A 25,697-nucleotide genomic window follows, 5' to 3' on the forward strand; every position below is an offset into this window, starting at 1 on the left:
TACGGGGACGTACGTACGACTTGGCTGTGGCTCAGCCCTTGAAGCGGGGGAAGGCCGAGCGGCCGGCGTACACCGCGGCGTCGTCGAGGATCTCCTCGATGCGCAGGAGCTGGTTGTACTTGGCGACGCGCTCGGAGCGGGCCGGGGCGCCGGTCTTGATCTGGCCGCAGTTGGTGGCGACGGCGAGGTCGGCGATCGTGACGTCCTCGGTCTCGCCGGAGCGGTGCGACATCATGCACTTGAAGCCGCTGCGCTGGGCCAGCTCGACGGCGTCGAGGGTCTCGGTGAGCGAGCCGATCTGGTTCACCTTGACGAGCAGCGCGTTGGCGGCGCCCTCCTCGATACCGCGGGCCAGACGCTCGGGGTTGGTGACGAACAGGTCGTCGCCGACGAGCTGGACCTTGTCACCGAGCTGGTCGGTGATGGTCTTCCAGCCCTCCCAGTCGTCCTCGAACAGCGGGTCCTCGATGGAGACGAGCGGGTACGCCGCGACGAGCTCGGCGTAGTACTCCGTCATCTCGGCGGCGGAGCGGTCCTTGCCCTCGAAGGAGTAGACGCCGTCCTTGTAGAACTCGGAGGCGGCGACGTCGAGCGCGAGGGCGATCTGCTCGCCGGGGGTGTAACCGGCCTCGTTGATGGCCTCGAGGATGAGGTCGAGGGCCTCACGGTTGGAGCCGAGGTTCGGGGCGAAGCCGCCCTCGTCGCCGAGGCCGGTGGACAGGCCCTTGTTCTTCAGGACCTTCTTGAGGGTGTGGTAGACCTCGGTGCCCCAGCGCAGCGCCTCGGAGAAGGACTCCGCGCCGATCGGGGCGATCATGAACTCCTGGATGTCCACGTTGGAGTCGGCGTGCGAGCCGCCGTTCAGGATGTTCATCATCGGAACGGGCAGCAGGTGCGCGTTCGGGCCGCCCAGGTAGCGGAAGAGCGGGAGGTCGCTGGCCTCGGAGGCGGCGTGGGCGACGGCGAGGGAGACGCCGAGGATGGCGTTGGCGCCGAGCGAGCCCTTGTTGTCGGTGGCGTCCAGGTCGAACATCGCCTGGTCGATCAGGCGCTGCTCGGTGGCGTCGTAGCCGACCAGCTCCGGGCCGATCTGCTCGATGACCGCGAGGACGGCCTTCTCGACACCCTTGCCCTGGTAGCGGTTCGGGTCACCGTCGCGCAGCTCGATGGCCTCGAAGGCGCCCGTGGAGGCGCCGGAGGGGACGGCGGCACGACCGGTGCTGCCGTCGTCGAGGCCGACCTCGACCTCGACCGTGGGGTTGCCTCGGGAGTCCAGGATTTCCCGGGCTACGACGACGTCGATGGACGGCACGAGCATCTCCTTCTTGGGATGTGACACGGTCCGCCGGGACCGCGGTGGGTTCTGCGAGACCGAGCCTAACCGGCTCCGGGGGATCGGCCACCGCGTGGACCGCCCCGTGGACAGAACCGAGAGTAAATTGTTTCTGAACCGAACAAACCGACGGCGGCGTCTCGGCGGCACCGCACGAAAAAACCCCGCCCCGGTGCGTACGGGGGAACACGCACCGGAGCGGGGAGCCCGTGGGGACGGGGGGCCCTCACGAGGCCCTCAGTGTGAGGGCCACGGATGTGAGGGCGCTGTGGTTCGGCCGGGACGCGGCTGTGATTCGGCCGGGGCGGCCGTGGTTCGGCCGGGGCGCGGCCGTGTCCCTCTTACTTGAGGTGCAGCTGCTGGCCCGGGTAGATGAAGTCGGCGTCGCTGACGATGTCCTTGTTCAGCTTGAACACCTTCTGCCAGCCACCCTTGACGTCGTGCTCCTCGGCGATGGAGCTGAGGGTGTCACCCTTGACGACCTTGTACTCGCCGTCGCCCTTCTTGACCTTCTTGCCGGTCGGGGTGGTGACGGTCTTCTTCGCGGCCGGACGCTCGGACGAGCGGGAGGCCTGCTGCTCGGAGGAGCGCGTGCCGGTGCTGGTGCTGCCGCTGTTGCTGTCGCTCGAGGACGACGAGCTGGAGCCACCGCCGGTGTAGCCGGCGCTGGACAGGCCCACACCACAGGTCGGCCAGGCACCCTTGCCCTGGCTCGCGAGGACCTTCTCGGCGATCTCGATCTGCTGCGCCTTGGAGGCCTGGTCGGCGGTGGAGGCGTACGCCGTGCCGCCGTACGCGGCCCAGGTGGAGGCGGAGAACTGCAGGCCGCCGTAGTAACCGTTGCCGGTGTTGATGGACCAGTCGCCGCCCGACTCGCACTGGGCGACGGCGTCCCACTCGGAGGCGGTGGCGGCCGAGGCGTTGCCGGCCGCCATCAGCGGAGCGGCGATGGCGACACCGGTGACACCGGCGAGCGCGGCGGCGCGGGTGGCCTTGGACGGACGACGGTGCTTGCCCTTGGCGGAAAACAGCATGGTGGATCCCCTCACCGACGCCTGCGAGGTGAGCTGTCGGGTTCGGGCCGGTTGAGTTGCCCGGCCGCACATCTCGCCTCTCGGCGCGCTGCGCGGCTCCACCCCAAGCCGGTTCCGGCGGCCTCTCGGCCATGAGACCCCGTGAGGCCTCAACTTCCGGACCCGGCACTTACCTTGGGTCCCCCGCTCCTGCCTACGGCGCTTGACGCGACGACTGTTCCCGTACGGCCGCTGGCAGGATTCGGCGTTGCGGCAGCCGGGGCTCGCGGTGACGAGCGGTGTTGACCGTAGACACGGAACCCGGGGGATTTCAAAGACGATCAGGGCTTCTGAGACTCATCCCACACTTTCACCAAACGGGACATTTGCGGTGAAGTACGGACGTGAACTCACGGTTTTTCCCTGGGGATTTCGCCCTATTCGCTACCTAGAGCAAGGGTCTGCCCGGGCTCGATCGCGCTCGGATCGGCGCCGATGACCTGCTCGTTCGCGGTATAGAGCCGACGCCATCCACCGTCGAGGTCAAGGGAGTCGGCGATGGAGGCGAGCGTGTCGCCGGTCCGGACGGTGTACGAGCCCTCCTCGGCGCTCGCACCCCGGTGCCGGCCGGTGCCCTCGGAGGGGGCAACGAGGGCGCCGGTGTCCACCAGGTTCGAAGAGCCGCCCTCTCGCCAGGAGTTGTCCGATTCGTCACTCTCGGTCGGCGCGGCGGACGGGCTGCCGGAGGACAGCGCACCACCCGGAGCGGAGCCGGAGTTGTCCGACTTGGCGGACTTGTCCGCTCCGGTGGTGGGCGACGAGGAGGCGCTGCCGGACGAGTCCGTCGCATCGGCCGATTCCGATTCGCCGGACGAGTTGGACAGACCCGCCGATCCGGGTGATTCGGAGGATTCGGTAGTTTCGGCTGATTCGGTGGATTCGGGCTGGGCGGACGCGTCGGAGTCGTCGCTGTCGCTCGTCGACGGCGAAGCGACGCCGGTGTCGACATCGGCGGAGCCCGAGTCCTCGCTGAGTCCGTGCAGCAGACCGCAGGTGCCCCAGACGCCGACACCCTGGTCCGCGAGGACCTTCTCGGCGACGGCTATCTGCTGGTTGCGGCTGGCGAGGTCGGGGCTCGTGGCGTAGTCGAGGCCGCCGTACTTCTCCCAGTTCTTCTGCGAGAGGTCGAGCCCGCCGTAGTGGCCGTCACCGTCGTTCGCGCTCCAGGAGCCACCGGTCTCGCACTGGGCGACCTGGTCCCAGGTGTTCCCGTCCGCCGCGCTCGCCCCGCCCGCGCCGAGCAGCGGGATCGCGATGGCGGAGCCGGTCACTCCGGCCGCAACGAGAAGTGCCGGAGCCTGACGGGGGCGACGGTGACGACCGTTCCCGGTGAGCATGCGGTGCCCTTTCGCGAGACGACAGTGCGGGCGCGGCGGGTGGTTCGGGTCGCCGCGTTGATGCGAGAACGTATCGGCAGACGATCACTTGTCACAAGTTAATGCCGCACAGATCACGTGAAGATCACAGACTTGAGGGCGTGTCATGTTTGCGTCGCCCGGCACAAGGACCGCGGGTCAGGGGCGAGTTGCCCGGCTTCCTACCGAACGGGCGTGAACTCGACCGGCAGCGTGCGCAGTCCACGCATGATGAGCCCCCCACGCCATCTCAGATCGGCCGGATCCACCGCGAGTCGGAGGTCCGGGAGCCGGGTGAGGAGTGTGGCGAGCGCGGTCTGGCCCTCGAGGCGGGCGAGCGGGGCGCCGAGGCAGTAGTGGATGCCGTGGCCGTATCCGAGGTGCTGGTTGTCCCGCCGGGACAGGTCGAGGACGTCGGGATCGGCGAACCGCTGCGGATCCCGGTCCGCCGCGGCGAGCACGACCAGGACGGGGTCGCCGGGGGCGATGTCCTGTCCGCCGATGGTGAGCGGCTGGGTGGCGAAGCGCCACGTGGCCAGTTCCACGGGGCCGTCGTAGCGGAGCAGTTCCTCGACTCCCGTCGCCAGCAGGTCGGTTCGGCCCGCGGCGAGAGAGTTCTGGAGACGGGTGCGCTGCTCGGGGTGGGTGAGGAGGGCGTACGTGCCGTTGCCGATCAGGTTGACCGTGGTCTCGAACCCGGCGAAGAGCAGGATGAAGGCCATCGCCGCGGCCTCGTTCTCGGTGAGGTGCTCGCCGTGGTCGGAGGCGCGGATCAGACCGGAGATGAGGTCCTCGCCGGGTACGGGCTCGGCGGGCAGCCCTTCGCGCTTGCGGTGGATGAGCTCCAGGAGGTACCCGCGCATCTTCTTGACCGACCGCGCGACACCGCCCCGCGGCCCTCCCCCATGTCGGATCATCATGCCCGCCCAGTCCCGGAAGTCGTCCTGGTCCTCACGCGGGACGCCCAGCAGGTCGCAGATGGCGTAGATGGGCAGCGGGAAGGCGAAGTCGTGGATGAGGTCGGCGGACCCCTTCGCCGTGAACTGGTCGATGAGGTGGTCGGTGAGTTCTTGCACGCGCGGCGCGAACTCGGCGACGCGGCGGGGTGTGAAGGCCTTGCTGACCAGTCTGCGCAGGCGGGTGTGGTCCGGGGGGTCGATGTTCAGCAGATGCGTCATCAACTCCGCCTTGCGCTCACCGGGGATACCGGTCTTGCCCTTGGCGTGCGCGGGTTCGTCATGGTGCGCCGGGTTCTTGCTGAGCCGCTGGTCGGCCAGGGCCTGCTTGGCATCGCCGTACCGGGTGACCAGCCAGGCCTCCACTCCGCTGGGGAGCCGGGTCCGGTGCACGGGGGCGTGCTCGCGGAGCCAGGCGTAGGCGGGGTAGGGGTCGGTCGCGAACTCCCAGGTGAAGAGTTCCGGGGCGGGGGTGGGGTGGTCGGTCACTCCCTGACGGTATCCGGCGGGTCGCGGGGTGCGTTGTGGGTCGGGGCCGCACCGGGGGGTGTCCGTCCTCGGTCGGGCGGTGCCGTGGGACCAAGCTGTGCTGTCGGTTGGACGCCCGACACTGCGGGCGGGCACCCCCCGGTACGTCCCCTTCCGCCGTGGCGCCGGTGGCCCGTCCGCGGGGGCGCGCCCCTGCCCTTCCCGCCGTGGCGCCGGTGCGCATCTTTTAGCCCGTCCGGCGTTTGAGGACGAGGCCCCTTCAGGGCCGATGGGGGTCTGGGGGCGCAGCCCCCAGGGTTTGGGCGGGGTCGAAGGGGCGGCAGCCCCTGGGTATGGGACGGGTAGGGGCGGCGGGGGCGAGGGACGTGCGTGTGGGGCGGCTCCCAGGCACGGGGTCGGTTGCGTTGGGGTCAGGGCTGGGGCGGGGCGGCCTCTCGTTCGCGGATCGTGTCGCGGTACACGCGTGCCGCCGCGCGCAGAGCCGCCTCGGGGTCGATGCCCTCCGCCTCGGCTCTGGTGGCCAGGGCCAACAGTTCGTAGCCGATGCCCTCGGTGCTCGGCAGCGGTACCTCCAGGCCCGCCGTCCGGGCCCGGGACGCCAGTTTGGCGGTGAGGGCGAGGGCGGGCTGGCCGAGGGGAATGCCGTCGGTGACGGACGTGCGCTGTTTTTCTGTCGCCTTGGTGCGCAGCCAGTGCTCCTTGACCTCCTCCGGGGTGGTCGCGGTCTCGTCGCCGAAGACGTGCGGGTGGCGGTGGATGAGCTTGGTGACGATGCCGCCGGCGACGTCGTCGATGGAGAAGGGGGTCTCCGGGTCCTCCTCGGCGATGCGTGCGTGGAAGACGACCTGGAGGAGGACGTCGCCGAGTTCCTCGCGGAGTTCGTCGCGGTCGCCCTCCTCGATGGCCTCCACGAGCTCGTAGGCCTCCTCGATGCCGTACTTCGCCAGGCCCTTGTGGGTCTGCTGCGAGGACCAGGGGCACTCGACGCGGATGCGGTCCATGACCTGCACGAGGTCCAGGAGGCGGGCGCCCGGCAGGTCGTAGGAGGCGGGGAGGAGTTCCAGCTCGGGCATGGACACGCGGCCCGAGCCGGCGAGGCGGGCGAGGCCGTCGGTGAGGCGGGGTTCGCCCTCGCCCGTCGCGACCACGACGACGGTGCGGCCGCCCGCGCACGCCTCGACCAGTTCCTCGGCGGCCGGGGAGTCCTCGTCCACCCGTATCCCGGCCTCGCGCAGATACGGCAGCTGCGGGTGCGCGCCGTCGGCGCACAGCACGCGGTCCGCGGCGCGCAGGGCCTGCCAGGCGGGCCAGGACAGCAGGCCGGGAGCGACACGGTGGCTGGTGGTCAGCAGGACGATGCGGCCGGGGTCGGCAGCAGGTGCGGGTTCGGGGGTGGTGGTGTTCACGGTTCGAAGCTAACGCACGGTGCCGACGGATCCGATCAGTTGTCCACAGGCCGGGCGGGGTGATCGGATCGTATGACCGGTGAGGGTGTCAGGCCGTCTCCGGCGTTGCCTTCGCCGTGACCTCACGCACCCACGGGGTCTTGGCGTCGACGCGGCTGCTCTTCGCGACGTCCCAGGTGCCGTAGCGGGGGTTGAGGTCGATGTCGAGCTTCTCGGACGCCTTGCCCAGGGCCTGCCAGAACTCGGCGGTGCTGGTGTCGGTGCCGAGCGCGGCGGCGAGTTTCTGGGCCTCCAGCTGGAGGCGGAGGTTGTCGTCGAGACGCTCGGGGGCGATGCCGTAGCGCTGGAGCCAGGCCGTCTCCAGGGCCTTGGCGCCGCCGGCCTGCTGTTCCAGGCCGGCGCGCATGTCCTGGATCTCCTTGCGGGTGACCGTCACCCCGGCGTCCTGCGCGGCCCGGTGCAGCACGCGGTCGAGGACCATGCTGTGCAGGGTGTCCCGGCTGAGGGTGCCGGTCTTGGCGATGGCCTGGGCGTACTGCTGCTCGTCCGGCACCGCCGCGCGCTGCGCGTCACGTACCTCGCTCACCCTGGTCTCCAACTGGGCGACGCTGATCCGCTGGCCGCCGACGACGGCTGCCGCGCCGGGGTGCGCGTCGTTTCCGCAGGCGGTGAGGAGGGGCGCCGCGGCGATCGCGGCGGAGAGGAGGAGCGCGGTGCGACGGCGGCGGTGCAAGGAAGCCTCCCGAGGAGATTGTGCGACGGTGCACAAGGTCTTGCGGTGATCGATGGTAGGCAGTGGGCAAGCTCTGGCCAACCCATTCGACCAACGATTCATCAGGAGTTCGGGCACCGCCGCGCCCCGGTCACGGGCTCGAGCGCGCGGCGAGACCTAGCCGCGCACCTGCCCCAGCCATTCCAGGGTGCGCCGGATCTCGACGGCGAGCGGGTGGCCGGGGCCGTGCAGGCGTTCCACGTCGTGCACGAGGCGGGCGAGGGTGCCGTGGGCCGCGGCGCGGTCGCCGAGGGCGAGCAGGAGGTGGCCTATGCGGCGGCGGACGTCGTGGGCGAGTTCCGGGTCGCCGGCCACGTACTGGTTCTCGTAGTACGGCAGGAGCGCGCGGTACTCGGCCAGCGCCGCCGCCGGTTCGCCGAGTTGTTCCAGGCACTGGGCGACGTCGTAGCGGAAGCGCAGGGACTGGGGGTCGGCCTGCCCCGCCTCGGCGGCGCGTTCGTCGGCGAGGCGGCGCAGTTCGGGCAGCGCGCGCCGGTACTGGCCGTCGTCCATGAGCGTGGCGGCGTACTGCTTGCGCAGGGTGCGCACGACCGGGGAGTTCTCGCCGTGCTGTTCGGCCGCGGCGGGCAGGATCGCGCCGAGGATGTCGACGGCCTGGGTGATGCGGCCCTCGCCGAGGAGGCGCTTGACCTCGTCCACCGCGCGGGCGACGTCGGGCTTCGCCGCGGGGGGCGCGAGCGGGCCGGCGGGCGCCGGCTGGGGCGCCGGCGTGCGGGCGCGGTCCGGCCAAGGGGCGTGCGGGCGCAGGAAGGGGCGCGTGGGGTCAAGGGGCGCCCCGGTGGGGGTGCCCCGCGCGGGCAGCAGCAGCGCCAGGTCCTCGTAGACCTCCTGCGCGCTGGCAGGGCGGTGCTGCGGGTCCTTGGCCAGCAGGCGCAGGACGAGTGCCTCCAGCGCCTCCGGCACCTCGGGGCGCACGCGCCGCACCGGGAGCGGGGGCTCGTACAGGTGCCGGTGCAGGACACCGAGCGCCGTGGACCCGGAGAACGGGACGTCACCGCTGAGGAGTTCGTGCAGGAGCACGCCGAGCGCGTACAGGTCGGTGTAGGGGCCGACCGCGCCGCCCATGGCCTGCTCCGGCGCCATGTAGGCGGGCGAGCCGATGGGGGTGCCGGTGTGGGTGAGGCGGGTGGTGTCGGCGTCCATGACGGAGGCGACGCCGAGGTCGAGGACGGTGACGGTGCCGTCCTGCTTCACCATGACGTTGCGGGGCTTGAGGTCGCGGTGGACGATCGGCACGGCGTGCACGGCGCTCAGCACGGCGCACAGCTGTGCGGCGACCGCGACGGCCCACTGCCAGGGGTACGGGTCGTGCTCGGCGAGGTGGTCGGAGAGGTCCGCGCCGTCCACGTACTGCATGACGAGGAAGAGCTCCTCGCCCTCGCTGCCCGCGTCGTGCACGGTGACCAGCCCGGGGTGGTCGACCTGTGCGGTCACCCGGCACTCGCGCACGAACCGCCGGCGCAGTTCGTCGGCCTCCTGGCCGGCCACCTTGTCGGGGCGCAGCAGCTTCACCGCCACGCGCCGGTCGAGCCGTTCGTCGTACGCCGTCCAGACCTGCCCCATGCCGCCCTGCCCGATGAGCGTGGACAGTCCGTAGCGGCCTGCGACGACACGTCCCGCCGTCACGCTCACCTTCCGCCCTCGTGGCCGCCGCGCGGGTCGCCGTCCTGGCGGCGCAGATAGTCGCTCAGTTCGTCGAGTTCGGCGCGGACCTGGTCGATCCGGGCGGGCGCGGGGCGCTGCGGCCGGGCCGGGGGCACGGGCGCGTGGGGCGTGGCGTCCCGGGGTGCGGGCGGCTGCGGCAACGGGCTGTGCGGGACGGGCGCCGGTGTCTGGGGCAGGGTGGCCGCGGTGTACGGCGACTGCTGCTGGGCCTGCGGGTAGCCGTACGCGGGGGCCGGGGCGGGCTGCGGCGGGTAGTCGCCGTAGCGGAGCTGGTGGAAGTGGCGGATGTCCGCCGAGAGGTAGTAGGCGATCGCGGCCACGAGCGTGCCGAGGAGCAGGAACAGGCCGGTCCAGCCGCCCACGGTGTGGACCTCGTCGCCGGACTCCGTGCCGAGCAGCACCAGTCCGGTGACGATCGCGACGAACGAGGCCACGAACAGGACCCAGTCGAGCCCCCGGCGCGTCACGAGCGCCAGGCGCAGCAGCATCGCCCAGGACAGCAGGCCGATGGTGAAGACCGAGATCACCACGAACAGCACGCGCAGGAAGACCAGCAACGCCGGTGAGGGCGGCTGCTTCACCGGCCGCGTGTAGCCGTGGCCATGCATGACTGCTCCTGGTGCCTGAGGTGGGCGTACGCGGGCGACCGACGCCCGGCAACCCCGTTCCTGCGATTGTCGCGTCGAGCGTATAGGCCGACAACGACATGCGGTCCAGGGTTGTACCGAACCGTTGTCGCGCTGATCACGTCGTACGGCGGCCGGGGGCCGCGCGAGACGGACGGAAGGCGGGCGTCCGGTTCGACGGGGTGTCACGCGCGGGTCAGTCGGGGGCGACCGTGCCGTCCGTGAGGCCGTCGTACATGCCGCGCACGAGCTGGTCCCCGAGCCGGCCCGCGCGCCTGAGCGCCTGCTCGAACTCGTCGAGTGCGCGGAAGCGCGCGCCGTAGCGCCGTTGTTCGTCCAGCGGGAGCCGGGGCAGTTGGAGGCGGCGCACGTCCAGGCGGGTGGCGGTGGAGGCGTAGCTGCTGGCCTGGCGGTTGTTGGCGGTGCCGCGCAGGAAGCCGGCGAGGAACCAGGTGTCGAGCGCCGCGGGATCGGGGCGCAGGAGCACGAGGTTGCGCCCGAGGGCGGCGCCTCCGCTCGCGTCGTCGATCACGCGCGCCACCGAGCCGCCGCCGAGCACGGGCACGACGACGTCACCCGGCTCCACCAGCACGGCCTCCTCGCCGCTCTCGGGGAGCGTGCCGGAGGGCGCGGTGCCGGCGAGGACGTCGTGGTCGGTGAGGACGGGTACGCGCGCGTGGCCGCCGTTCCCGCCGGTGCGCAGCACCAGGGCTCCCCCGCGCGCGAGTTCGCCGATGGTGGTGAGCGGCCAGCGCGCGGGTGGTGCGGTGTCGACGGGCGGGGGGGTGAGGTCGGTGGTCAGGCGCAGGGTCTCGCCGAGGCGCTCGCGTACCGCCGTGAGCGCCTCGGCGCCCTCGGCCGCCGCCGCGGGCGGGAGGTGGCGGGCGGGGGCGAGGTCCACGTCGTCGTCGAGGAGTTCGATGACGGGCAGGGAGCGCGCGAGCCCGGGGCGCTCCTGAAGCGTGCCCGCGCGGTCGAAGGCGCGCCAGGCGTCGAGCACCGCGTCGCGCACGGCACGCCAGTCCGGGCCGCCGCGCCCCTCACCGGCGAACCGGCCGCTGTCGGCGAGCAGAACCTCGGGCTGGGCCGGCGCCTTCTCGGTGCGGCGCAGCACCCACAGGTGGAGCGGGATGTTGTACGGGGGTGCCGCGCCGACCGGCAGGGCGACGACCGCGCGCAGCGCGCCCCGGCGCAGCAGGTCTGCGCGGATACGGCGGCCGGAGCGGCGGGAGGCGGCGGCGGGCGGCATCAGCAGGACGGCGGTGCCGCCGTCCTTGAGGCGGGCGAGCGCGTGCTGGACCCAGGCCAGCTCGGACTCGGTACGGGCCGGGAAGCCGTACTCCCAGCGGGGGTCGTACGCGAGTTCGTCGTGCCCCCAGTTGCGCTCGTTGAACGGCGGATGGCACAGCACGGCGTCGGCGCGCAGCGCCGGGAAGGCGTCGGCACGCAGGGTGTCACCGGTGGCGCTGTGCACGCCGGCGCGAGAGTGCAGGGCGAGCCGGAGCGCGGTGAGACCGGCGAGGTCGGGGGCGCTGTCCTGCGCGTACAGCTCCTGGTCGGGGCGGGCGGAGACGGCGCGCAGCAGGGTGCCGGTGCCGCAGGCCGGGTCGAGGACGGTGCGGGCGGGGCCGGCGAGGTCGGCCATGAGTTCGGCCAGTTCGGCGGGGGTGAGCGTGTACTGGCGCGGGTTGGCGTCGAGGTGGCGGCCGAGCAGGAACTCGTAGGTCTGGCGGGCGCCCAGTTCGGCCGCGAGTTCGGCTGCGCCGCGTAGGAGGGGGACGGAGGGGAGGAGTTGGGGGCCGGTGGGGGTGTGAACGGCGGGGCGGGGGTTCACGGGGGGTGCGGAGTTCACAGCGCCGGGGGTGGTCGCTGCACCGGGGGTGGCCGCCGCACCGGGGCTGGTCGCCGCACCGGGGTTGCTCAGCGCACCGGGACTGTTTGTCGCATCAGGGCGGTTCACGGCGCCCGGGGTGTTCACGGCGTTCACGGTGTTCACGGCAGCCGGGGAGTTCACAGCCGTCGCGGCGCCGAACCGTGGTGTCAGCACCTCCGCGAGCGCCCCCGACAGCACCGCCGCGAGCCGTGCGTCTGAGCCCGCGCTCGCGTCCAGCCAGACGGTGGGGCGGTCGTGGATGAGCAGCAGGACGCAGCCGGCGTGGGTGAGGGCGGTGACCGGCCCCGCGGGGTGCCCGGAGAGCTGCTGCCAGACGCGTTCACGCAGCGGCACCTCGGCGAGTTTGCCCTGGTCACGCAGCCAGGCCTCGACCTCGGCGAGGGCGAAGGAGGGGCTGGTCTCGGTGCCTCCGACGGGCTTGGGGAAGTCGGGGTGGCGGCGGCGCCAGTTGCTGACGGCGGCGCGGCCGACGCCGGCCAGCCGGGCGATCCCGGCGGCGGTCACCTCTGTGGCGTTGTCCTGCACCGGCCCGGCTCCCCTCGTCGTCCTGCGTGGCCCCGCGCGTTCCGGCACCTGCTGTACCTGGTGCACCTGCTGTAGCTGCTGCGACTGCCGTGCGGTGCGCGTGTGACGCCGAGCATAGCGGCGTCGGCGGGATCCATCCCTTCACAGTCGTGTACACGACCTAGTTCGTGAACCGTGTTGACTCGGTTCACAGGCTCTGGTCTTATTGACCCAGCGAACGAGCGGCAGCCGAAAAGCGGCTGTCACGTCGCGTTGGAGGGGGACACCGTCATGGGCATGAAGGGCAAGGTCGCGCTGGGGGCCGTCGTGGGGATCGTCGTCATCGGTGCCGTGTCGGCGAACTCCGGCGACGACGGCGGCGACACCACGAGCAGCGGCAAGGGCTCTTCGGCATCCGCCCGGGCGAAGGCCGGTGGCTCCGGAGGCTCCGGCAAGAAGGACGCGGCGAAGGCGGCCGAGGAGAAGAAGGTCGCCTTCGAGGGGGACGGCGACTTCCAGGTCGGTTCCGACATCAAGCCCGGCACCTACCGGACCACCGGCAACGACGACGGCATGTGCTACTGGGAGCGCGCCAAGGACTCCTCGGGCGAGATGGACTCGCTGCTGGCCAACGACAATGTCACCGGCACCAGTTACGTGACCGTCAAGGCCTCCGACAAGCTCTTCAAGTCGAGCGACTGCAACGACTGGGAGGCCGTCGGCGCCCAGGCGAAGGGCTCCCCGGCCGCCACGATGGCGGGCGACGGCGGCATGTTCAAGGTCGGCGCCGACATCGCGCCCGGCACGTACAAGTCCGCCGGCAACGAGGACGACATGTGCTACTGGGAGCGCACCAAGGACGCCGAGCACGGCCTCGACTCGATCATCGCGAACGACAACGTGACCGGTTCGGCCGTCGTCACGATCAGCGCCTCCGACACCTACTTCAAGACGTCCGGCTGCACGGACTGGAAGAAGACCGGCTGACGCCGGCCCCGTACGGCGGTCCGGCGGGGGCCGACCCACGGCTGCACCCCGCCGGACCGCTCCTTCCGCGCCACGCAGCGCGTCCCTGCGCGCCCCGCGCACCCGCGCCCCCTGGCTCCGTCCTACCGGCGCCCCGGCGCCCCGGCGCACCCCACCGCACCACAACTCACCGCACCACACGCACCACACTCACCACACCCCGACACCACCGAGGAACTCCCATGCGCCGTACCGCACTCGCCGCTCTCTGCCTCACCGCCGCGACCACCCTCGCCCTCACCGGTTGCCAGTCCGGCCAGGACAAGACGGACGGCAAGGGCCGCGCGTCCAGCACGCCGAGCAAGGCCAAGGAGCCGTTCGCCGGGCTGACCGGCAGCGAGATCGCCGACCGGGCCGTCGACGCCACGACCGGCGCCTCCTCCCTGCGCATGAAGGGCGACGTGCCCGACGGCGACGCCGGTGGGACCATCACCGTCGACATGGCTCTGAACAAGCAGGGCGAGTGTGCCGGCACGATGAGCATGGGCGGCGAGGGCAAGGCCGACCTGATCAAGGTCGGTGACACCGTCTACATGAAGTACGACGAGGCCTTCCTGCGCGCCCAGAGCAAGGGCGAGAAGGAGTCGGACGTCGACGCGGCCGTGGGCATGCTGGCGGGGAAGTGGACCAAGATGTCCGCGAAGGGCGAGGACGCCAAGGAGATCGCGGGCTTCTGCGACCTGGACACGGTCCTCGGCGACGCCGACGACGCCGATTCGAACGCCTCGCGCGGCAAGACCACCACCGTGGACGGCACGCCCGCGATCACGTTGAACGAGCGGGACGGCAAGGACCGCTACACGCTGTACGTCGCCACCGAGGGCAAGCCGTATCTCCTGCGGGTGGACAGCGCCTCCACGAGCGACCCGGGCACCCTGACCTTCAGCGCGTACGACGAGCCCGTGCCGGCGAAGAAGCCCAGTGGCGAGATCCTGGACCTCGACGCCCTGGGCGCCTGACCCGCCCCACACAACGCACCGGGTACCCACACCAGCCGTGCCGTGCCGCTACAGCGGATGCCGCATCCACACGTTCGGCTCGACGTACACCGCGTACCCCCGCTCCGGCTCGCACCGCACCGGCACCAGCGCCCCCGGGACCTCGACGTCGCCCTGGGTGTCGAAGGGCAGCCCCGTCCAGCGGCGCCACTGCTCCAGCGACGCGGCGACGGTCATGGACGCCGGGGCCACGGCGTGGACGGTGGCGCCGGCCCGGGCGTGGACGCGCAGCCACGGGTCGTGCGGGAGCCCGTCGGGGCGTACGCGGTGCGCGTACTCCTCGATGGGGGTGTGCGGTTCGAGGTGCTTGGCGTTGGGGCGGACCGGGGCGACGACCTCGCTGAAGCCGTGTGCGCGGGCGTTGTCGCGCATCGCCGACAGCATGCGGCCGGACAGACTGCGGCCCTGGTGGTCGGGGCGGACGATGATGGCGATCGCGCTGACCGTGTCCGGCCGCACCCCGCGGCGCAGGTCGGCGAAGGCCCACAGGAGCACCTCGTCCCAGCCCCGGACGGGCAGTTCGCCCCGGTCCTCGGTGTCGAGGGCGAAGGGCACGCTGAACGCGGTGGCGACGACCTCGCCCCGGTCGTCCTCGGCGAACAGCACGTACTCGGGGAACTCGGTGGCGATCCGGTCGTAGTGGTGGTCGCCCACCAGGTCGTGGGTGACGAACTCCGGCCAGCTGTTGTCCATGGTGGCCACCCGCCCGTGGGCGTCGGGGCGTTCGGCGAGACTCGACACCTTCAGTTCCATGCGCTCACCGTAGGCGGGTGTCGCCGGGGCCGGGAACCGGTTTTCAGCCGCCGCACTGCCGCAGCATGATCTCCTTGTCGGCCGTCGTCACGGGAAGCTCGTACTTCAGCGAGACCTGCGCGAACCGCACCGCGTACGAGCAGCGGATCCGCTTGTTCGGGGGCAGCCAGGACGCGGGCCCCGAGTCGCTCTTGGAGCCGTTGGTCGGGCCGTCCACCGGGATGAGGTTGAGCGGGTCGTTGGCGATGTCCTGACGCTTGCCCTTGTCCCAGCGCGAGGCGCCCATCTGCCAGTCGTACGACAGCGGCATCACATGGTCTATCTGCACCGACGTGGCCCGGGACTTGGCCCAGTCGATCTCCTTGCCGGTGTAGGGGTCGGCCAGCGTCATGGAGACGACGACACAGTCCGAGCCGGAACGGAGGCGGACCTCCTCGCCGTCGCGCTGGAGCAGGTCGTTGCGGGTGTCGCAGCCGTTGCGGGAGAAGGGGATGCCGCCGGGGGCGGAGTCCATCCAGGCGTAGCCGAACTCGTCCCGGTCGTAACCCGTCTTGGGGCCGCGGCCCTTGGTCTTCACCTTCTCGATCAGGGCGCGCGCCTTCGCCCTGTCGGCGTCCGAGGTGATGGCCGCGAGGCCCGGCCTGGTGCCGTCCGGGTTGTCCAGCGGGCTCACCGCGCGGCCGGATCCGACGACCGGGCCGGCAGCGGAGGGCTCGCCGTCCGCGGGCAACTCCACGCCCTCGCAACCGGCGAGCAGTACGACCATGCCGAGCATCGCCGCGGCGCCCGCCGCCCCACCCCTCCGACGCGTCACGGTGCGTCCCTCCCCTGTTCTCCTGGTTGCGCCCCCGCTCGGGCACGTCTGCCCGAACCCCGCCCGGGCACGCCTGCCCGCCCTCACCGTACTGGCCAAGGGGCCCAGGCCCTACGGCGCCTCAAGGGGCGTACCTCTCAAGTCGGGCGTATCGTCTTTGCTGAGTCACCTCCGGAAGGAGCTCTGGATGGGCATCCTCGACAGGTTCAAGAGCAACCGCATGGCGCAGGACAAGGCCAAGGGCATGTCCGACGCGGCGGAACGCAAGGTCAACGACAGGACGGGCAACAAGTACGAGAGCCAGGTCGACGACGCGCAGCAGAAGATCGAAGGCGCGATGGGCATGGACCGCGACCGGCCCCAACAGCCGTAGGACCAGCAGACCCACGGAGGAGAACGAGATCCCTGCCGGGCGACCCGCCCGGGCCGGGGTCCCCTGAACCACCATGAGACCGAGGCCGTCCGCACAGGCTCAACTCCCGCGGGCGGCTTCGTGTTTCCCGTCGGGACCCCGCGGAAACGGAACACCGGGGGCATGCCCTCCGCAGGCCGGACCCGCAGTTGAGGGCATTCCGCGCCCCGGGGTCGGGCGCGTCCCGGGTCTCAGACCTTGCCGATGCCCAGCGTCGTCTCCGAAGGAAGCAGGCCGGAGGAGAGGACTGCCACCCAGTAATCGCCGAGCAGTTCCACGAGGCGGTCGGTGTCGGTCTGGCCGAGCACCTGCCAGGGGGCGGCGGCGAGTCGGTCGGTGTCCCGCTCGACCTGGTCGCGCAGGGCGCGGCCCGCCTCCGTCGCCGTACCGTCGGCCTCGTCGACCAGGCCCCGGGCGGCGAGGCGGTCACGTGCCGCCGACCACTGCGCGCCGCTCCAGCCGCGGCTCTCGAAGCGCTCGACGGAAGCGGCGCCTGTCGCCGCGAAGGAGACGAGGGACTCGACCGGGTCGAGGTCGGCGAGCAGCAGGGCCGCGAGGTGCCCGTCGCCGCGGTGCTCGCGCAGGATCGTCGCCGCGTGCCACAGCTGGAGGTGCGGGATGGTGGGCCACTCCAGCTCGGCGTTGGCCGCGGCGAGGGGGCGGCCCGCGGTGCTCACCGCTTCGGCGGCGCGGCGGGCGAGGGCGGCGGCCTCCGCCAGCTCGGGGCTGTCGACGCCTTCGCCGAATATCGCGCGGTACGCCCCGTCGACGCCCCGCAGTCGGGCGGCCAGCACCGCCTCGGGGGTCGCGACGCCCCACGCCGAGTCGATGTGCTCGGCGACCATCCGGGGGCTGAAGCTGTAGAAGGCGGAGGTCACGCGTTCGGCGCCCACCGTCCCCAACGGGGCCGCGCGGAGCGGAAAGTAGCTCGGCCAGCGTTCCTTGGTGTCGTATCCGAGGTCCGCGGCCTCCTCGAAGACCTCGGGTGCGTAGTACAGCACCGCGTGCAGGGGTTCCAGCAGGTGCCAGAGCTGACGTACGCGTGCCGGATCGATCCCGGTGGTCTCGGCACCGGTACCGCTCTCGTCCTGTGACATGGCATGCCTCCCCATCGTGTCCGAGTCCCGTGATGCACGGCGTGACCCACTACCCGGACCCGCCCCGTAACTTGACACTGACAAGATTGACCGAGCGGCTCGAACTTGTCAATGCCTAGATTGGGCGTACCCTGGCGACCATGGCATCCGCGGACACGACGAAGACGGCCTCGCGCCGCCCCTACCACCACGGCGACCTGCGTCGCGCCGTCCTCAGCGCCGCGCTCGACGTCATCGCCGCCGACGGTCCCGCCGCGCTGAGCCTGCGCGACCTCGCCCGCCGGGCCGGGGTCTCCCACGCGGCCCCCGCGCACCACTTCGGGGACCGCACCGGTCTGCTCACGGCGATCGCGGCCGAGGGGTTCGGGCTGCTGGCGAGCACCCTCCGCGAGACGGCCGACCTCAAGGAGGCGGGCGTGCGCTACGTACGCTTCGCGCGTGAGCATCCGGCGCACTTCCAGGTGATGTTCGCGCCCGGACTGCTCCGCCCCGACGACCTCGAACTCACCACCGCCCGCGCCCTGGCCGGCGACGCCCTGCGCGAGGCCGTGTCCCAGGTCGACCCCGAGGGCCTCGGCCTGGACCCCCGCCTGGCCGGAGTCGCCGCCTGGTCCCTCGCCCACGGCTTCGCCACGCTCCTCCTGGGCCACAACCTGGACGGGCCGGTGGGCGAGAAGGATCCCGAGGACGTGTTCCGCACCCTGGCGACGATGCTGTTCCGGCCCTCCACCTGAGGCCACCGGCCACAGCACCGGCCACCCCCTGAGGCACCGGACTGCAGCACCGGCCGCAACCTGACGGCTCCAGCCACGGCAACGGCCACCGCCTGACGGCACCGGCCCACCACCTGACGGCACCAGCCACGGCACCGGCCAACCACCTGAGGCCACCAGCCACGGCACCAGCCACCCCCTGAGGCCACCGCCCCACCCCCCGGGGACACCGGCGCACCCCCGGACCCGGCGCCCCGCCCCCAGGCCCCGCGACTCAGATCCGGCGCCCCCGGGCCCCACGCCCCGCGACGCCAGGCCGGGCACCCCCGGCCACGCCCCGCACCCCCGCGACTCCAGGCCCGGCGCCCCGGCTCCACGCCCCGCGACGCCAGGCCCCGCACCCCCGCGACCCGCGCCCGCCCCCTATGACCCGCGCCCGCCCCCCTACGACCCCAACACCGAAGCCAAAAACTCCCCCACCCACCCCAGCAACTCCCGCCCGACCAGCGGCTTTCCGCCCACCTTCGCCGTCTTCGGGCGCGGCACCAGCACCTGGTGCGCCGCCGGCTTGATGACGGTCCCGGGGTAGAGCCGCTTGAGCCGCAGTTCCTGGGACTCGCGCAACTCCACGGGCGCGAAGCGGATGTTGGTGCCCTGGAGGACGATCTCGCCGACGCCGCACGCGCGGGCCAGCATCCGCAGGCCCGCGACCAGCAGCAGGTTCTCCACCGGCTCCGGCAACTTGCCGTAGCGGTCGACGAGTTCCTCGCGTACGGCCTTGATGTCGTCCTCGGTGGTGGCCGAGGCGATCGAGCGGTAGGCCTGGAGGCGGAGCCGCTCGCCGGGCGCGTAGTCGTGCGGGACGTGGGCGTCGACCGGGAGCTCGACCTTGACCTCCAGCGGCGGTTCCTCCTCCACGCCGCCGTCCAGGGCCGCCCTGTAGTCCGCGACCGCCTCGCCGACCATGCGGACGTACAGGTCGAAGCCGACGCCCGCGATGTGGCCGGACTGTTCGCCACCGAGCAGGTTGCCCGCTCCCCGGATCTCCAGGTCCTTCATCGCCACGTACATGCCCGCGCCCATCTCCGTGTGCTGGGCGATGGTCGCGAGGCGCTCGTGGGCGGTCTCCGTGAGGGGCTTCTCCGGCGGGTAGAGGAAGTAGGCGTAGCCGCGTTCCCTGCCGCGTCCCACCCGGCCGCGCAGCTGGTGCAGTTGGGAGAGGCCGAAGTTGTCGCCGCGCTCCACGATGAGGGTGTTCGCGTTGGAGATGTCGATGCCGGACTCGACGATCGTGGTCGACACGAGCACGTCGAACTTCTTCTCCCAGAAGTCGACGACGACCTGTTCGAGGGCCTGCTCCGTCATCTGGCCGTGGGCGATCGCGATGCGCGCCTCGGGGACGATCTCGCGCAGCCGGGAGGCCGCCCGGTCGATCGACTCGACCCGGTTGTGGATGTAGAAGACCTGGCCCTCGCGCAGCAGTTCACGGCGGATCGCCGCGCCGATCTGCTTCTCCTCGTACGGGCCGACGAAGGTGAGCACCGGGTGGCGCTCCTCCGGCGGGGTGGTGATCGTCGACATCTCGCGGATGCCGGTGACCGCCATCTCCAGGGTGCGCGGGATGGGGGTCGCGGACATGGTCAGGACGTCGACGTTGGCGCGGAGCTTCTTCAGCTGCTCCTTGTGCTCGACGCCGAAGCGCTGCTCCTCGTCGACGATGACCAGGCCGAGGTCCTTGAACTTGGTCTCGGAGGAGAACAGCCGGTGGGTGCCGATGACGACGTCCACGGAGCCCTCGCGCAGGCCCTCCAGGACCGCCTTCGCCTCGGTGTCGGTCTGGAAGCGGCTGAGCGCCTTCACGACGACGGGGAACTGGGAGTAGCGCTCGGAGAACGTCCCGAAGTGCTGCTGCACCAGCAGGGTCGTCGGGACGAGGACGGCGACCTGCTTGCCGTCCTGGACGGCCTTGAAGGCGGCCCGGACCGCGATCTCCGTCTTGCCGTAGCCGACGTCGCCGCAGATCAGCCGGTCCATGGGGACCGACTTCTCCATGTCCTCCTTGACCTCGGCGATGGTGGTGAGCTGGTCCGGGGTCTCCGCGTACGGGAAGGCGTCCTCCAGCTCGCGCTGCCAGGGGGTGTCCGGGCCGAAGGTGTGGCCGGGCGCCGCCATGCGCGCGCTGTACAGCTTGATCAGGTCCGCGGCGATCTCCTTGACCGCCTTCTTCGCGCGGGCCTTCGTCTTGGTCCAGTCGGCGCCGCCGAGGCGGTGCAGTGTGGGCGCCTCGCCACCGACGTACTTGGTGATCTGCTCCAGCTGGTCGGTGGGGATGTAGAGGCGGTCGCCGGGCTGGCCGCGCTTGGCGGGGGCGTACTCGACGACGAGGTACTCGCGCGTGGCGCCCTGGACGGTGCGCTGCACCATCTCGATGTAGCGGCCCACGCCGTGCTGCTCGTGGACGATGTAGTCGCCGGCCTCCAGGGTCAGCGGGTCGATCGTCTTGCGGCGTCTGGCGGGCATCCGGGCGCCGTCCTTGCCGGCCGCCTTCTGGCCGGTCAGGTCGGTCTCGGTGAGGACGGCGAGCCGCAGCGCGGCGTCGACGAAGCCGTAGTCGATCGAGCCGCACGCCACGTGCACGACCGAGGGGGTGATCTCCCCCAGCTCGGCTTCCAGACGGGCCGCGATGCCCTCGCCGCCGAGCACCTCCACAGTCCGGGCGGCCGGGCCGTGCGCCTCGGTCACGAAGACCGTGCGCCAGCCCTCGGCCAGCCAGCCCTTGGTGTCGGCGAGGGCCTTCGCGGTGTCGCCGCGGTAGGTCTCGGGGGCGTGCATGCCGAGCTGGAGGGTGTCCGCCTCCAGCTCCAGGTCCCCGGCGAACGGCGACACCGACCACCACATCATGTCCAGCTCGCGGGCCCGGTCGCGGACGTCCGCGAGCGACCACAGGGAGGCCGCGCCGACGTCGATCGGCGCCTCGCCGCCGCCCGCCGTGGCCGCCCAGGAGGCTTGCAGGAACTCCTGCGACGTCGCCACGAGATCCGCGGCACGCGTGCGTACCCGCTCGGGGTCGCAGACGACGGCCATGGCGCCCTTGGGCAGTACGTCGATCAGCAGCTCCATGTCGTCGACGAGGACCGGCGCGAGGGACTCCATGCCCTCCACAGCGATCCCCTCGGCGATCTTGCCGAGCAGCTCGCCCAGCTCAGGGTGCTCCTCGGCGAGGGCCCGCGCACGCGCGCGTACGTCGTCGGTGAGGAGCAGCTCCCGGCAGGGCGGGGCCCACAGACCGTGCTCGGCGACTTCCAGGGAGCGCTGGTCGGCGACCTTGAAGTAGCGGATCTCCTCGACGTCGTCGCCCCAGAACTCGACGCGGAGCGGGTGTTCCTCGGTGGGCGGGAAGACGTCCAGGATGCCGCCGCGGACGGCGAACTCGCCGCGCTTCTCGACGAGCTCCACGCGCGCGTAGGCGGCCGCGGCCAGCGCTTCGACGATCTCGTTCAGGTCGGCCGTCTGGCCCGTCCTCAGGGCCACCGGTTCGAGGTCGCCGAGGCCCTTCACCTGCGGCTGGAGCACCGAGCGCACGGGCGCCACGACCACCGAGACCGGGCCAGTCTCGGGGTCCTCGGGGCGCGGGTGCGCCAGGCGGCGCAGGACGGCGAGCCGACGGCCCACGGTGTCGCTGCGGGGGCTCAGGCGCTCGTGCGGGAGGGTCTCCCACGACGGGTAGTCGACGACACCCTCCGGCGGGAGCAGGGAGCGCAGGGCCGCGGCCAGGTCCTCCGCCTCGCGGCCGGTCGCGGTCACCGCCAGGACCGGGCGGCCGGCCTCGCGGGCGAGTGCGGCGATCGCGAAGGGGCGGGCCGCCGGGGGGCCGACCAGGTCGACGTGCATGCGGTTGCCGTCCGAGGCCGCGGTGATCGCTTCCGCGAGGGCGGCGTCCTTGACGACGGCGTCGAGCAGACCGTGCAGGCTCATGGAGGGGCGCTTCCATCCAGGGGGTGGGCAACACGAAGGGCCCGACACGCAGTACGGGGCGGGGGTTCCCAGGGTACGTCGCCGGGGCTCGTATCACCTTGCGGAGCGAGGACGGGCCCGGGCGGGGGGAGCGCACGACAGGGCCCGGCGCCGAGAAGCCCCCGTGACTTCTCGGCGCCGGGCCCTGGACCCCCGTTCGACGGGGCCGCTACTCGGTGGCGATCGCGTTCAGGATGTTCATGCGGCCCGCGCGGAACGCCGGGATCAGCGCGGCGAACAGGCCCACGAAGGCCGAGCCGATGAACACCCCGATGATCGTCGGCCAGGGGATGTCGAGGACCTTCAGGCCCTCCAGCGCGAGGAGCTTCTGGGCCGTGGCGCCCCAGCCCATCCCGAGCCCCAGGCCCAGCAGGGCTCCGAAGACGGCGATGACGACCGACTCCATGCGGATCATGCGGCGCAGCTGGCGGCGGGAGAGACCGATCGCCCGCATCAGACCGATCTCGCGGGTCCGCTCGACCACCGACAGGGCCAGGGTGTTCACGACGCCCAGGACGGCCACGATGATCGCGAGACCGAGCAGGCCGTAGACCATGTTGAGGAGCTGGCCGACCTGGTCCTTCAGCTCGTCCTTGTAGTCGGTCTGGTCGCGGACCTGGTACTGCGGGTAGTGGTCGAGGGCCTTCTTCAGCGCCGCGTAGGCCTGCTTCTCCTGGCCCGGCTTCGCCTTGGCGAACATGATCGTGTTCGGCGGGATCTGCTCGGCGGGGACGTACTTCTTCATCGTGTCGATGCTGACGTAGCGCACCCCCTGGTCCAGCGCGGAGCTGTCGTCGGTGATGGCGGCGACCTTGAGCTTCGCGGTCTCGCCGCCCTTGAAGGCGACGCTGATGGTGTCGCCGACGTGGACGCCGTGGGCCTTGGCGTAGTCGGAGCCGACCGACATGGAGTCCTTGCCGTAGGCGGCGGACAGGGTGCCCGCCGTCGTCGCCCGGCGCAGGTCCTGGGCGTAGGTCGGGTCGGCCGCGGTGACGCCGTCGGTGTCCTTCTTGCCGTCGGGCGAGGTCAGGGTCGCCGCCAGCTCCTTGTACGAGGTCACGTGGGCCAGGCCCGGACTCTGCTCCATCGCCTTCTCGGCCTGCGGGACGATCCGCTGGCCGCCCTGGACGATGAAGTCCGCGCCGACCGACTTGTCGAGCTCGCTGGTGGCCGAGGAGACCATCGAGGAGCCGACCACCGACAGACAGGCCACCAGGGCGAGCCCGATCATCAGGGCGGCGGCGGTGGCGCCGGTGCGGCGCGGGTTGCGCAGGGCGTTGCGCTCGGCCATGCGGCCGACCGGGCCGAAGGCCCGCAGCAGCACCGCGCTGATCACCCGGACCACCCCGCCGGCCAGCAGCGGGCCGATGACGACGAAACCGATCAGGGACAGCACCACTCCGGCGGCCAGCATCAGCGAGCCGTCCTTCGCCTTGTCGGCGTTGGCCGCGGCGAAGAGGGCGAAGCCGCCCGCACCCGTCAGCACCAGCCCGATCAGGCCGCGCACCCAGCCGGCCTTGCCGTCGGCCGGCGTACCGGCGTCGCGCAGCGCGGCCATCGGGGAGACCTTGCCGGCCCGGCGGGCGGGCAGGTAGGCGGCGAGGACGGTGACGACGACGCCGAGGATCATGCCGACCACCGGGGTGGTCGCCTTGACGGTGAGGTCCTCGGTGGAGAGGTTCATGCCGGCCATGCCCATGAGCTTCATCAGCCCGACGGCGATGCCGACTCCGGCGCCGACGCCGAGGATCGAGCCGACGAAGCCGAGGAGCAGGGACTCCACCAGCACCGAGCGGTTGACCTGCTTGCGGGAGGAACCGATGGCCCGCATCAGGCCGATCTCGCGGGTCCGCTGGGCGACCAGCATCGAGAAGGTGTTGATGATCAGGAAGATGCCGACCAGGAACGCGATCCCGGCGAAGCCGAGCATGGCGTACTTGATGACGTTCATGAACTCGCCGACGTCCGCACGGTTCTCGTCGGCGTTCTCCTTGGCCGTCTGGATCTTGTACGAGCCGTCCAGGGCCTGCGCGACGTTCTGCTTGAGCCGCTCGTCGCTGACGCCGGGCGCGGCGGTGGCGTAGACCTGGGTGAACCTGCCCTCGGAGCCGAGGAGTTCGCGCTGGGCGGTGGCGGTGTCGAAGTAGACGACCGCGGCACCGGGGTTGGTCACCTTCCAGGAGGCGATGCCGACGATCTTCGCCTTGAAGTCACCGACGACGGAGATGGTGCGCAGTTCGTCGCCGAGCTTCAGGTCGTGCTTGTCGGCGGTGTCCGCGTCGACCATCAGCTCGGTCGGCCCGCGGGGCGCGTGTCCGGAGGTGATCTCCATGGAACGCAGGTCGCTCTTGGTCCAGTTGCCCGCGAACGTGGGCGCGCCGGTCGACGAGCCCATGTTGTCGTTGTCGCTGTCGACGACGGTCACGTTCGAGGAACTGACCGCGCCCTCCACCGACTTGACGCCCTGGGCCTTGGCGACCTGCTCGACCGTGGAGGCCGGCAGCGACAGCGGCTTGCCGTTCTGCGGGGTGTCGTCGCTCTTGGCCTCCTTGGCGGAGACCGTGACGTCGGACGCGGTGGTCGCGAAGAGCTTGTCGAACGTCGTGTTCATCGTGTCGGTGAAGACGAGCGTGCCGCACACGAACGCCACCGACAGCAGCACCGCCACGGCCGAGAGGGCCATGCGGCCCTTGTGCGCGAAGAAGTTGCGCATCGAGGTCTTCAGGACGGTCATGAGGTGCGCCCCCGGGCGTCGAAGTCCTTCATGCGGTCCAGGACGGCGTCCGCGGTCGGCTTGAGCATCTCGTCGACGATCCGGCCGTCGGCGAGGTACAGCACGCGGTCGGCGTAGGAGGCGGCGACGGGGTCGTGCGTGACCATCACGATGGTCTGCCCGAGTTCGTCGACCGACGTGCGCAGGAAGCCCAGCACCTCGGCGCCGGCCCGGGAGTCGAGGTTGCCGGTCGGCTCGTCACCGAAGATGATCTCGGGCCGCGCGGCCAGCGCCCGGGCCACGGCGACGCGCTGCTGCTGACCGCCGGAGAGCTGGGTGGGCCGGTGCTTGAGCCGGTCGGAGAGTCCGACGGTGTCCACCACGCGCGAGAGCCACTGCTTGTCGGGCTTGCGCCCGGCGATGTCCATGGGCAGCGTGATGTTCTCCAGGGCGTTCAGCGTCGGCAGCAGGTTGAACGCCTGGAAGATGAACCCGATCCGGTCGCGGCGCAGTTGGGTGAGCTTCTTGTCCTTCAGCCCGGTGATCTCGGTCTCGTCCAGGTAGATCTGCCCGGAGGAGACGGTGTCGAGCCCGGCGAGGCAGTGCATGAGCGTGGACTTGCCTGAGCCGGAGGGGCCCATGATCGCGGTGAACTGTCCGCGAGCGATGTCCACGTCGACGTGGTCGAGGGCGACGACACGGGTCTCGCCGGACCCGTACGCCTTGACGACCTGCCGCGCCCGCGCGGCAACGGCCGTAGTCCCTCCAGTGCCCCCGTGCCTGGTGATGGTCACAGCCGATGTCACGGTATGTCTCCTATGTCGGTCAGTCATTGCGTCGCGTGCGTGCGGTCGGTCGATGCGTCACCCGCGCCGGTCGGCCGGTGCGTCGCGCCTGGTGCCACGTGGATGAGTCTGGTCCCGGCGGGGGGTTCGGCGCGCTGGTGCTCAGCGCAGTCTTCTGCTGGGGAAAACCCCACCCCCGCGGCTGGAGTCCACCACCCCGGACCGGCCCGGACCCCCGTCCCGGACCCGCCCTCAGCGGCGTAGAGCCAGGTTATGGA

19 protein-coding genes and 1 riboswitch are annotated in these 25,697 nt (G+C 71.6%); of the genes, 4 read left to right on the plus strand and 15 right to left on the minus strand.

What is annotated here, in order from left to right; all coding sequences use genetic code 11:
* Positions 1–31 precede the first annotated feature (31 nt).
* The 9 genes from eno to ACH41F_RS17615 all read right to left on the minus strand — a co-directional run bounded on the left by eno (position 32) and on the right by ACH41F_RS17615 (position 12,115).
* Positions 32–1,312 carry a phosphopyruvate hydratase gene (gene eno / locus ACH41F_RS17575; RefSeq protein ID WP_391231655.1) on the minus strand — a complete coding sequence of 427 codons (1,281 nt, stop codon included), beginning with the start codon at positions 1,310–1,312 and terminating at the stop codon, positions 32–34.
* A gap of 362 nt (positions 1,313–1,674) precedes the next feature.
* Positions 1,675–2,367 carry a transglycosylase family protein gene (locus ACH41F_RS17580; protein WP_391231656.1) on the minus strand — a complete coding sequence of 231 codons (693 nt, stop codon included), beginning with the start codon at positions 2,365–2,367 and terminating at the stop codon, positions 1,675–1,677.
* A 3-nt stretch (positions 2,368–2,370) separates the two neighbouring features.
* Positions 2,371–2,578, minus strand: a riboswitch (cyclic di-AMP (ydaO/yuaA leader).
* Positions 2,579–2,783: 205 nt separating this feature from the next.
* Complete coding sequence (locus ACH41F_RS17585) at positions 2,784–3,743, minus strand: transglycosylase family protein (RefSeq protein ID WP_398836485.1); 960 nt, start codon at positions 3,741–3,743, stop codon at positions 2,784–2,786.
* Between the two features lie 200 nt (positions 3,744–3,943).
* Positions 3,944–5,206 (minus strand): cytochrome P450, encoded by a 1,263-nt coding sequence (locus tag ACH41F_RS17590; RefSeq protein ID WP_398836487.1) that lies wholly within the window; start codon positions 5,204–5,206, stop codon positions 3,944–3,946.
* A 410-nt stretch (positions 5,207–5,616) separates the two neighbouring features.
* Positions 5,617–6,612, minus strand: coding sequence for a nucleoside triphosphate pyrophosphohydrolase (locus ACH41F_RS17595; RefSeq protein ID WP_398836489.1), 996 nt, complete (start codon positions 6,610–6,612; stop codon positions 5,617–5,619).
* An 88-nt stretch (positions 6,613–6,700) separates the two neighbouring features.
* Entirely contained in the window at positions 6,701–7,345 is a 645-nt protein-coding gene (locus tag ACH41F_RS17600) for a SurA N-terminal domain-containing protein (RefSeq protein ID WP_391231660.1), read from the minus strand.
* Between the two features lie 156 nt (positions 7,346–7,501).
* Positions 7,502–8,983: a protein kinase gene (locus tag ACH41F_RS17605; RefSeq protein ID WP_391232333.1), complete on the minus strand. Its 1,482-nt coding sequence runs from the start codon at positions 8,981–8,983 to the stop codon at positions 7,502–7,504.
* Positions 8,984–9,033: 50 nt separating this feature from the next.
* Positions 9,034–9,678 (minus strand): hypothetical protein, encoded by a 645-nt coding sequence (locus tag ACH41F_RS17610; protein ID WP_391231661.1) that lies wholly within the window; start codon positions 9,676–9,678, stop codon positions 9,034–9,036.
* Positions 9,679–9,892: 214 nt separating this feature from the next.
* A complete protein-coding gene (locus tag ACH41F_RS17615) occupies positions 9,893–12,115 on the minus strand; it encodes an N-6 DNA methylase (protein ID WP_398836491.1) in 2,223 nt (740 codons plus the stop codon).
* Between the two features lie 270 nt (positions 12,116–12,385).
* Between ACH41F_RS17615 and ACH41F_RS17620 the strand changes: the two genes are divergently transcribed.
* Positions 12,386–13,081, plus strand: coding sequence for a hypothetical protein (locus ACH41F_RS17620; protein WP_391231663.1), 696 nt, complete (start codon positions 12,386–12,388; stop codon positions 13,079–13,081).
* Positions 13,082–13,302: 221 nt separating this feature from the next.
* Complete coding sequence (locus tag ACH41F_RS17625) at positions 13,303–14,079, plus strand: hypothetical protein (RefSeq protein WP_398836493.1); 777 nt, start codon at positions 13,303–13,305, stop codon at positions 14,077–14,079.
* Positions 14,080–14,127: 48 nt separating this feature from the next.
* Here the strand turns inward: ACH41F_RS17625 and ACH41F_RS17630 are convergent, their stop codons facing one another.
* Complete coding sequence (locus ACH41F_RS17630; RefSeq protein WP_398836495.1) at positions 14,128–14,871, minus strand: GNAT family N-acetyltransferase; 744 nt, start codon at positions 14,869–14,871, stop codon at positions 14,128–14,130.
* 43 nt (positions 14,872–14,914) lie between these two features.
* Entirely contained in the window at positions 14,915–15,685 is a 771-nt protein-coding gene (locus tag ACH41F_RS17635) for an HNH endonuclease family protein (RefSeq protein ID WP_398836497.1), read from the minus strand.
* Positions 15,686–15,872: 187 nt separating this feature from the next.
* Between ACH41F_RS17635 and ACH41F_RS17640 the strand changes: the two genes are divergently transcribed.
* Complete coding sequence (locus ACH41F_RS17640) at positions 15,873–16,058, plus strand: Rv0909 family putative TA system antitoxin (RefSeq protein WP_391231668.1); 186 nt, start codon at positions 15,873–15,875, stop codon at positions 16,056–16,058.
* Between the two features lie 230 nt (positions 16,059–16,288).
* On the opposite strand, the gene ACH41F_RS17645 is transcribed toward ACH41F_RS17640, so the two are convergent.
* A complete protein-coding gene (locus ACH41F_RS17645) occupies positions 16,289–17,194 on the minus strand; it encodes a hypothetical protein (protein ID WP_391231669.1) in 906 nt (301 codons plus the stop codon).
* A 140-nt stretch (positions 17,195–17,334) separates the two neighbouring features.
* Between ACH41F_RS17645 and ACH41F_RS17650 the strand changes: the two genes are divergently transcribed.
* Positions 17,335–17,928, plus strand: coding sequence for a WHG domain-containing protein (locus tag ACH41F_RS17650; RefSeq protein ID WP_391231670.1), 594 nt, complete (start codon positions 17,335–17,337; stop codon positions 17,926–17,928).
* Between the two features lie 423 nt (positions 17,929–18,351).
* On the opposite strand, the gene mfd is transcribed toward ACH41F_RS17650, so the two are convergent.
* From mfd to ACH41F_RS17665, 3 genes are all read right to left on the minus strand, one after another.
* Positions 18,352–21,882, minus strand: coding sequence for a transcription-repair coupling factor (gene mfd / locus ACH41F_RS17655; protein ID WP_391231671.1), 3,531 nt, complete (start codon positions 21,880–21,882; stop codon positions 18,352–18,354).
* Between the two features lie 208 nt (positions 21,883–22,090).
* Positions 22,091–24,655, minus strand: a complete 2,565-nt coding sequence (locus tag ACH41F_RS17660; protein WP_391231672.1) for an FtsX-like permease family protein — start codon at positions 24,653–24,655, stop codon at positions 22,091–22,093.
* A complete protein-coding gene (locus ACH41F_RS17665) occupies positions 24,652–25,440 on the minus strand; it encodes an ATP-binding cassette domain-containing protein (RefSeq protein ID WP_391231673.1) in 789 nt (262 codons plus the stop codon). The genes ACH41F_RS17660 and ACH41F_RS17665 overlap by 4 nt, the downstream gene beginning before the upstream one ends.
* Between the last annotated feature and the right edge of the window lie 257 nt (positions 25,441–25,697).

Source organism: Streptomyces sp. NPDC020489 (assembly GCF_044386545.1).
In the GTDB taxonomy this organism is placed as follows: Bacteria; Actinomycetota; Actinomycetes; order Streptomycetales; family Streptomycetaceae; genus Streptomyces.

What these genes read in the sequence shown, in the direction of transcription:
- ACH41F_RS17580 (WP_391231656.1), bottom strand. Translation starts at nt 2,367, where the DNA reads ATGCTGTTTTCCGCCAAGGGCAAGCACCGTCGTCCGTCCAAGGCCACC.
- ACH41F_RS17585 (WP_398836485.1), bottom strand. Translation starts at nt 3,743, where the DNA reads ATGCTCACCGGGAACGGTCGTCACCGTCGCCCCCGTCAGGCTCCGGCA.
- ACH41F_RS17610 (WP_391231661.1), bottom strand. Translation starts at nt 9,678, where the DNA reads ATGCATGGCCACGGCTACACGCGGCCGGTGAAGCAGCCGCCCTCACCG.
- ACH41F_RS17620 (WP_391231663.1), top strand. Translation starts at nt 12,386, where the DNA reads ATGGGCATGAAGGGCAAGGTCGCGCTGGGGGCCGTCGTGGGGATCGTC.
- ACH41F_RS17625 (WP_398836493.1), top strand. Translation starts at nt 13,303, where the DNA reads ATGCGCCGTACCGCACTCGCCGCTCTCTGCCTCACCGCCGCGACCACC.
- ACH41F_RS17630 (WP_398836495.1), bottom strand. Translation starts at nt 14,871, where the DNA reads ATGGAACTGAAGGTGTCGAGTCTCGCCGAACGCCCCGACGCCCACGGG.
- ACH41F_RS17640 (WP_391231668.1), top strand. Translation starts at nt 15,873, where the DNA reads ATGGGCATCCTCGACAGGTTCAAGAGCAACCGCATGGCGCAGGACAAG.
- ACH41F_RS17645 (WP_391231669.1), bottom strand. Translation starts at nt 17,194, where the DNA reads ATGTCACAGGACGAGAGCGGTACCGGTGCCGAGACCACCGGGATCGAT.
- ACH41F_RS17650 (WP_391231670.1), top strand. Translation starts at nt 17,335, where the DNA reads ATGGCATCCGCGGACACGACGAAGACGGCCTCGCGCCGCCCCTACCAC.
- mfd (WP_391231671.1), bottom strand. Translation starts at nt 21,882, where the DNA reads ATGAGCCTGCACGGTCTGCTCGACGCCGTCGTCAAGGACGCCGCCCTC.
- ACH41F_RS17660 (WP_391231672.1), bottom strand. Translation starts at nt 24,655, where the DNA reads ATGACCGTCCTGAAGACCTCGATGCGCAACTTCTTCGCGCACAAGGGC.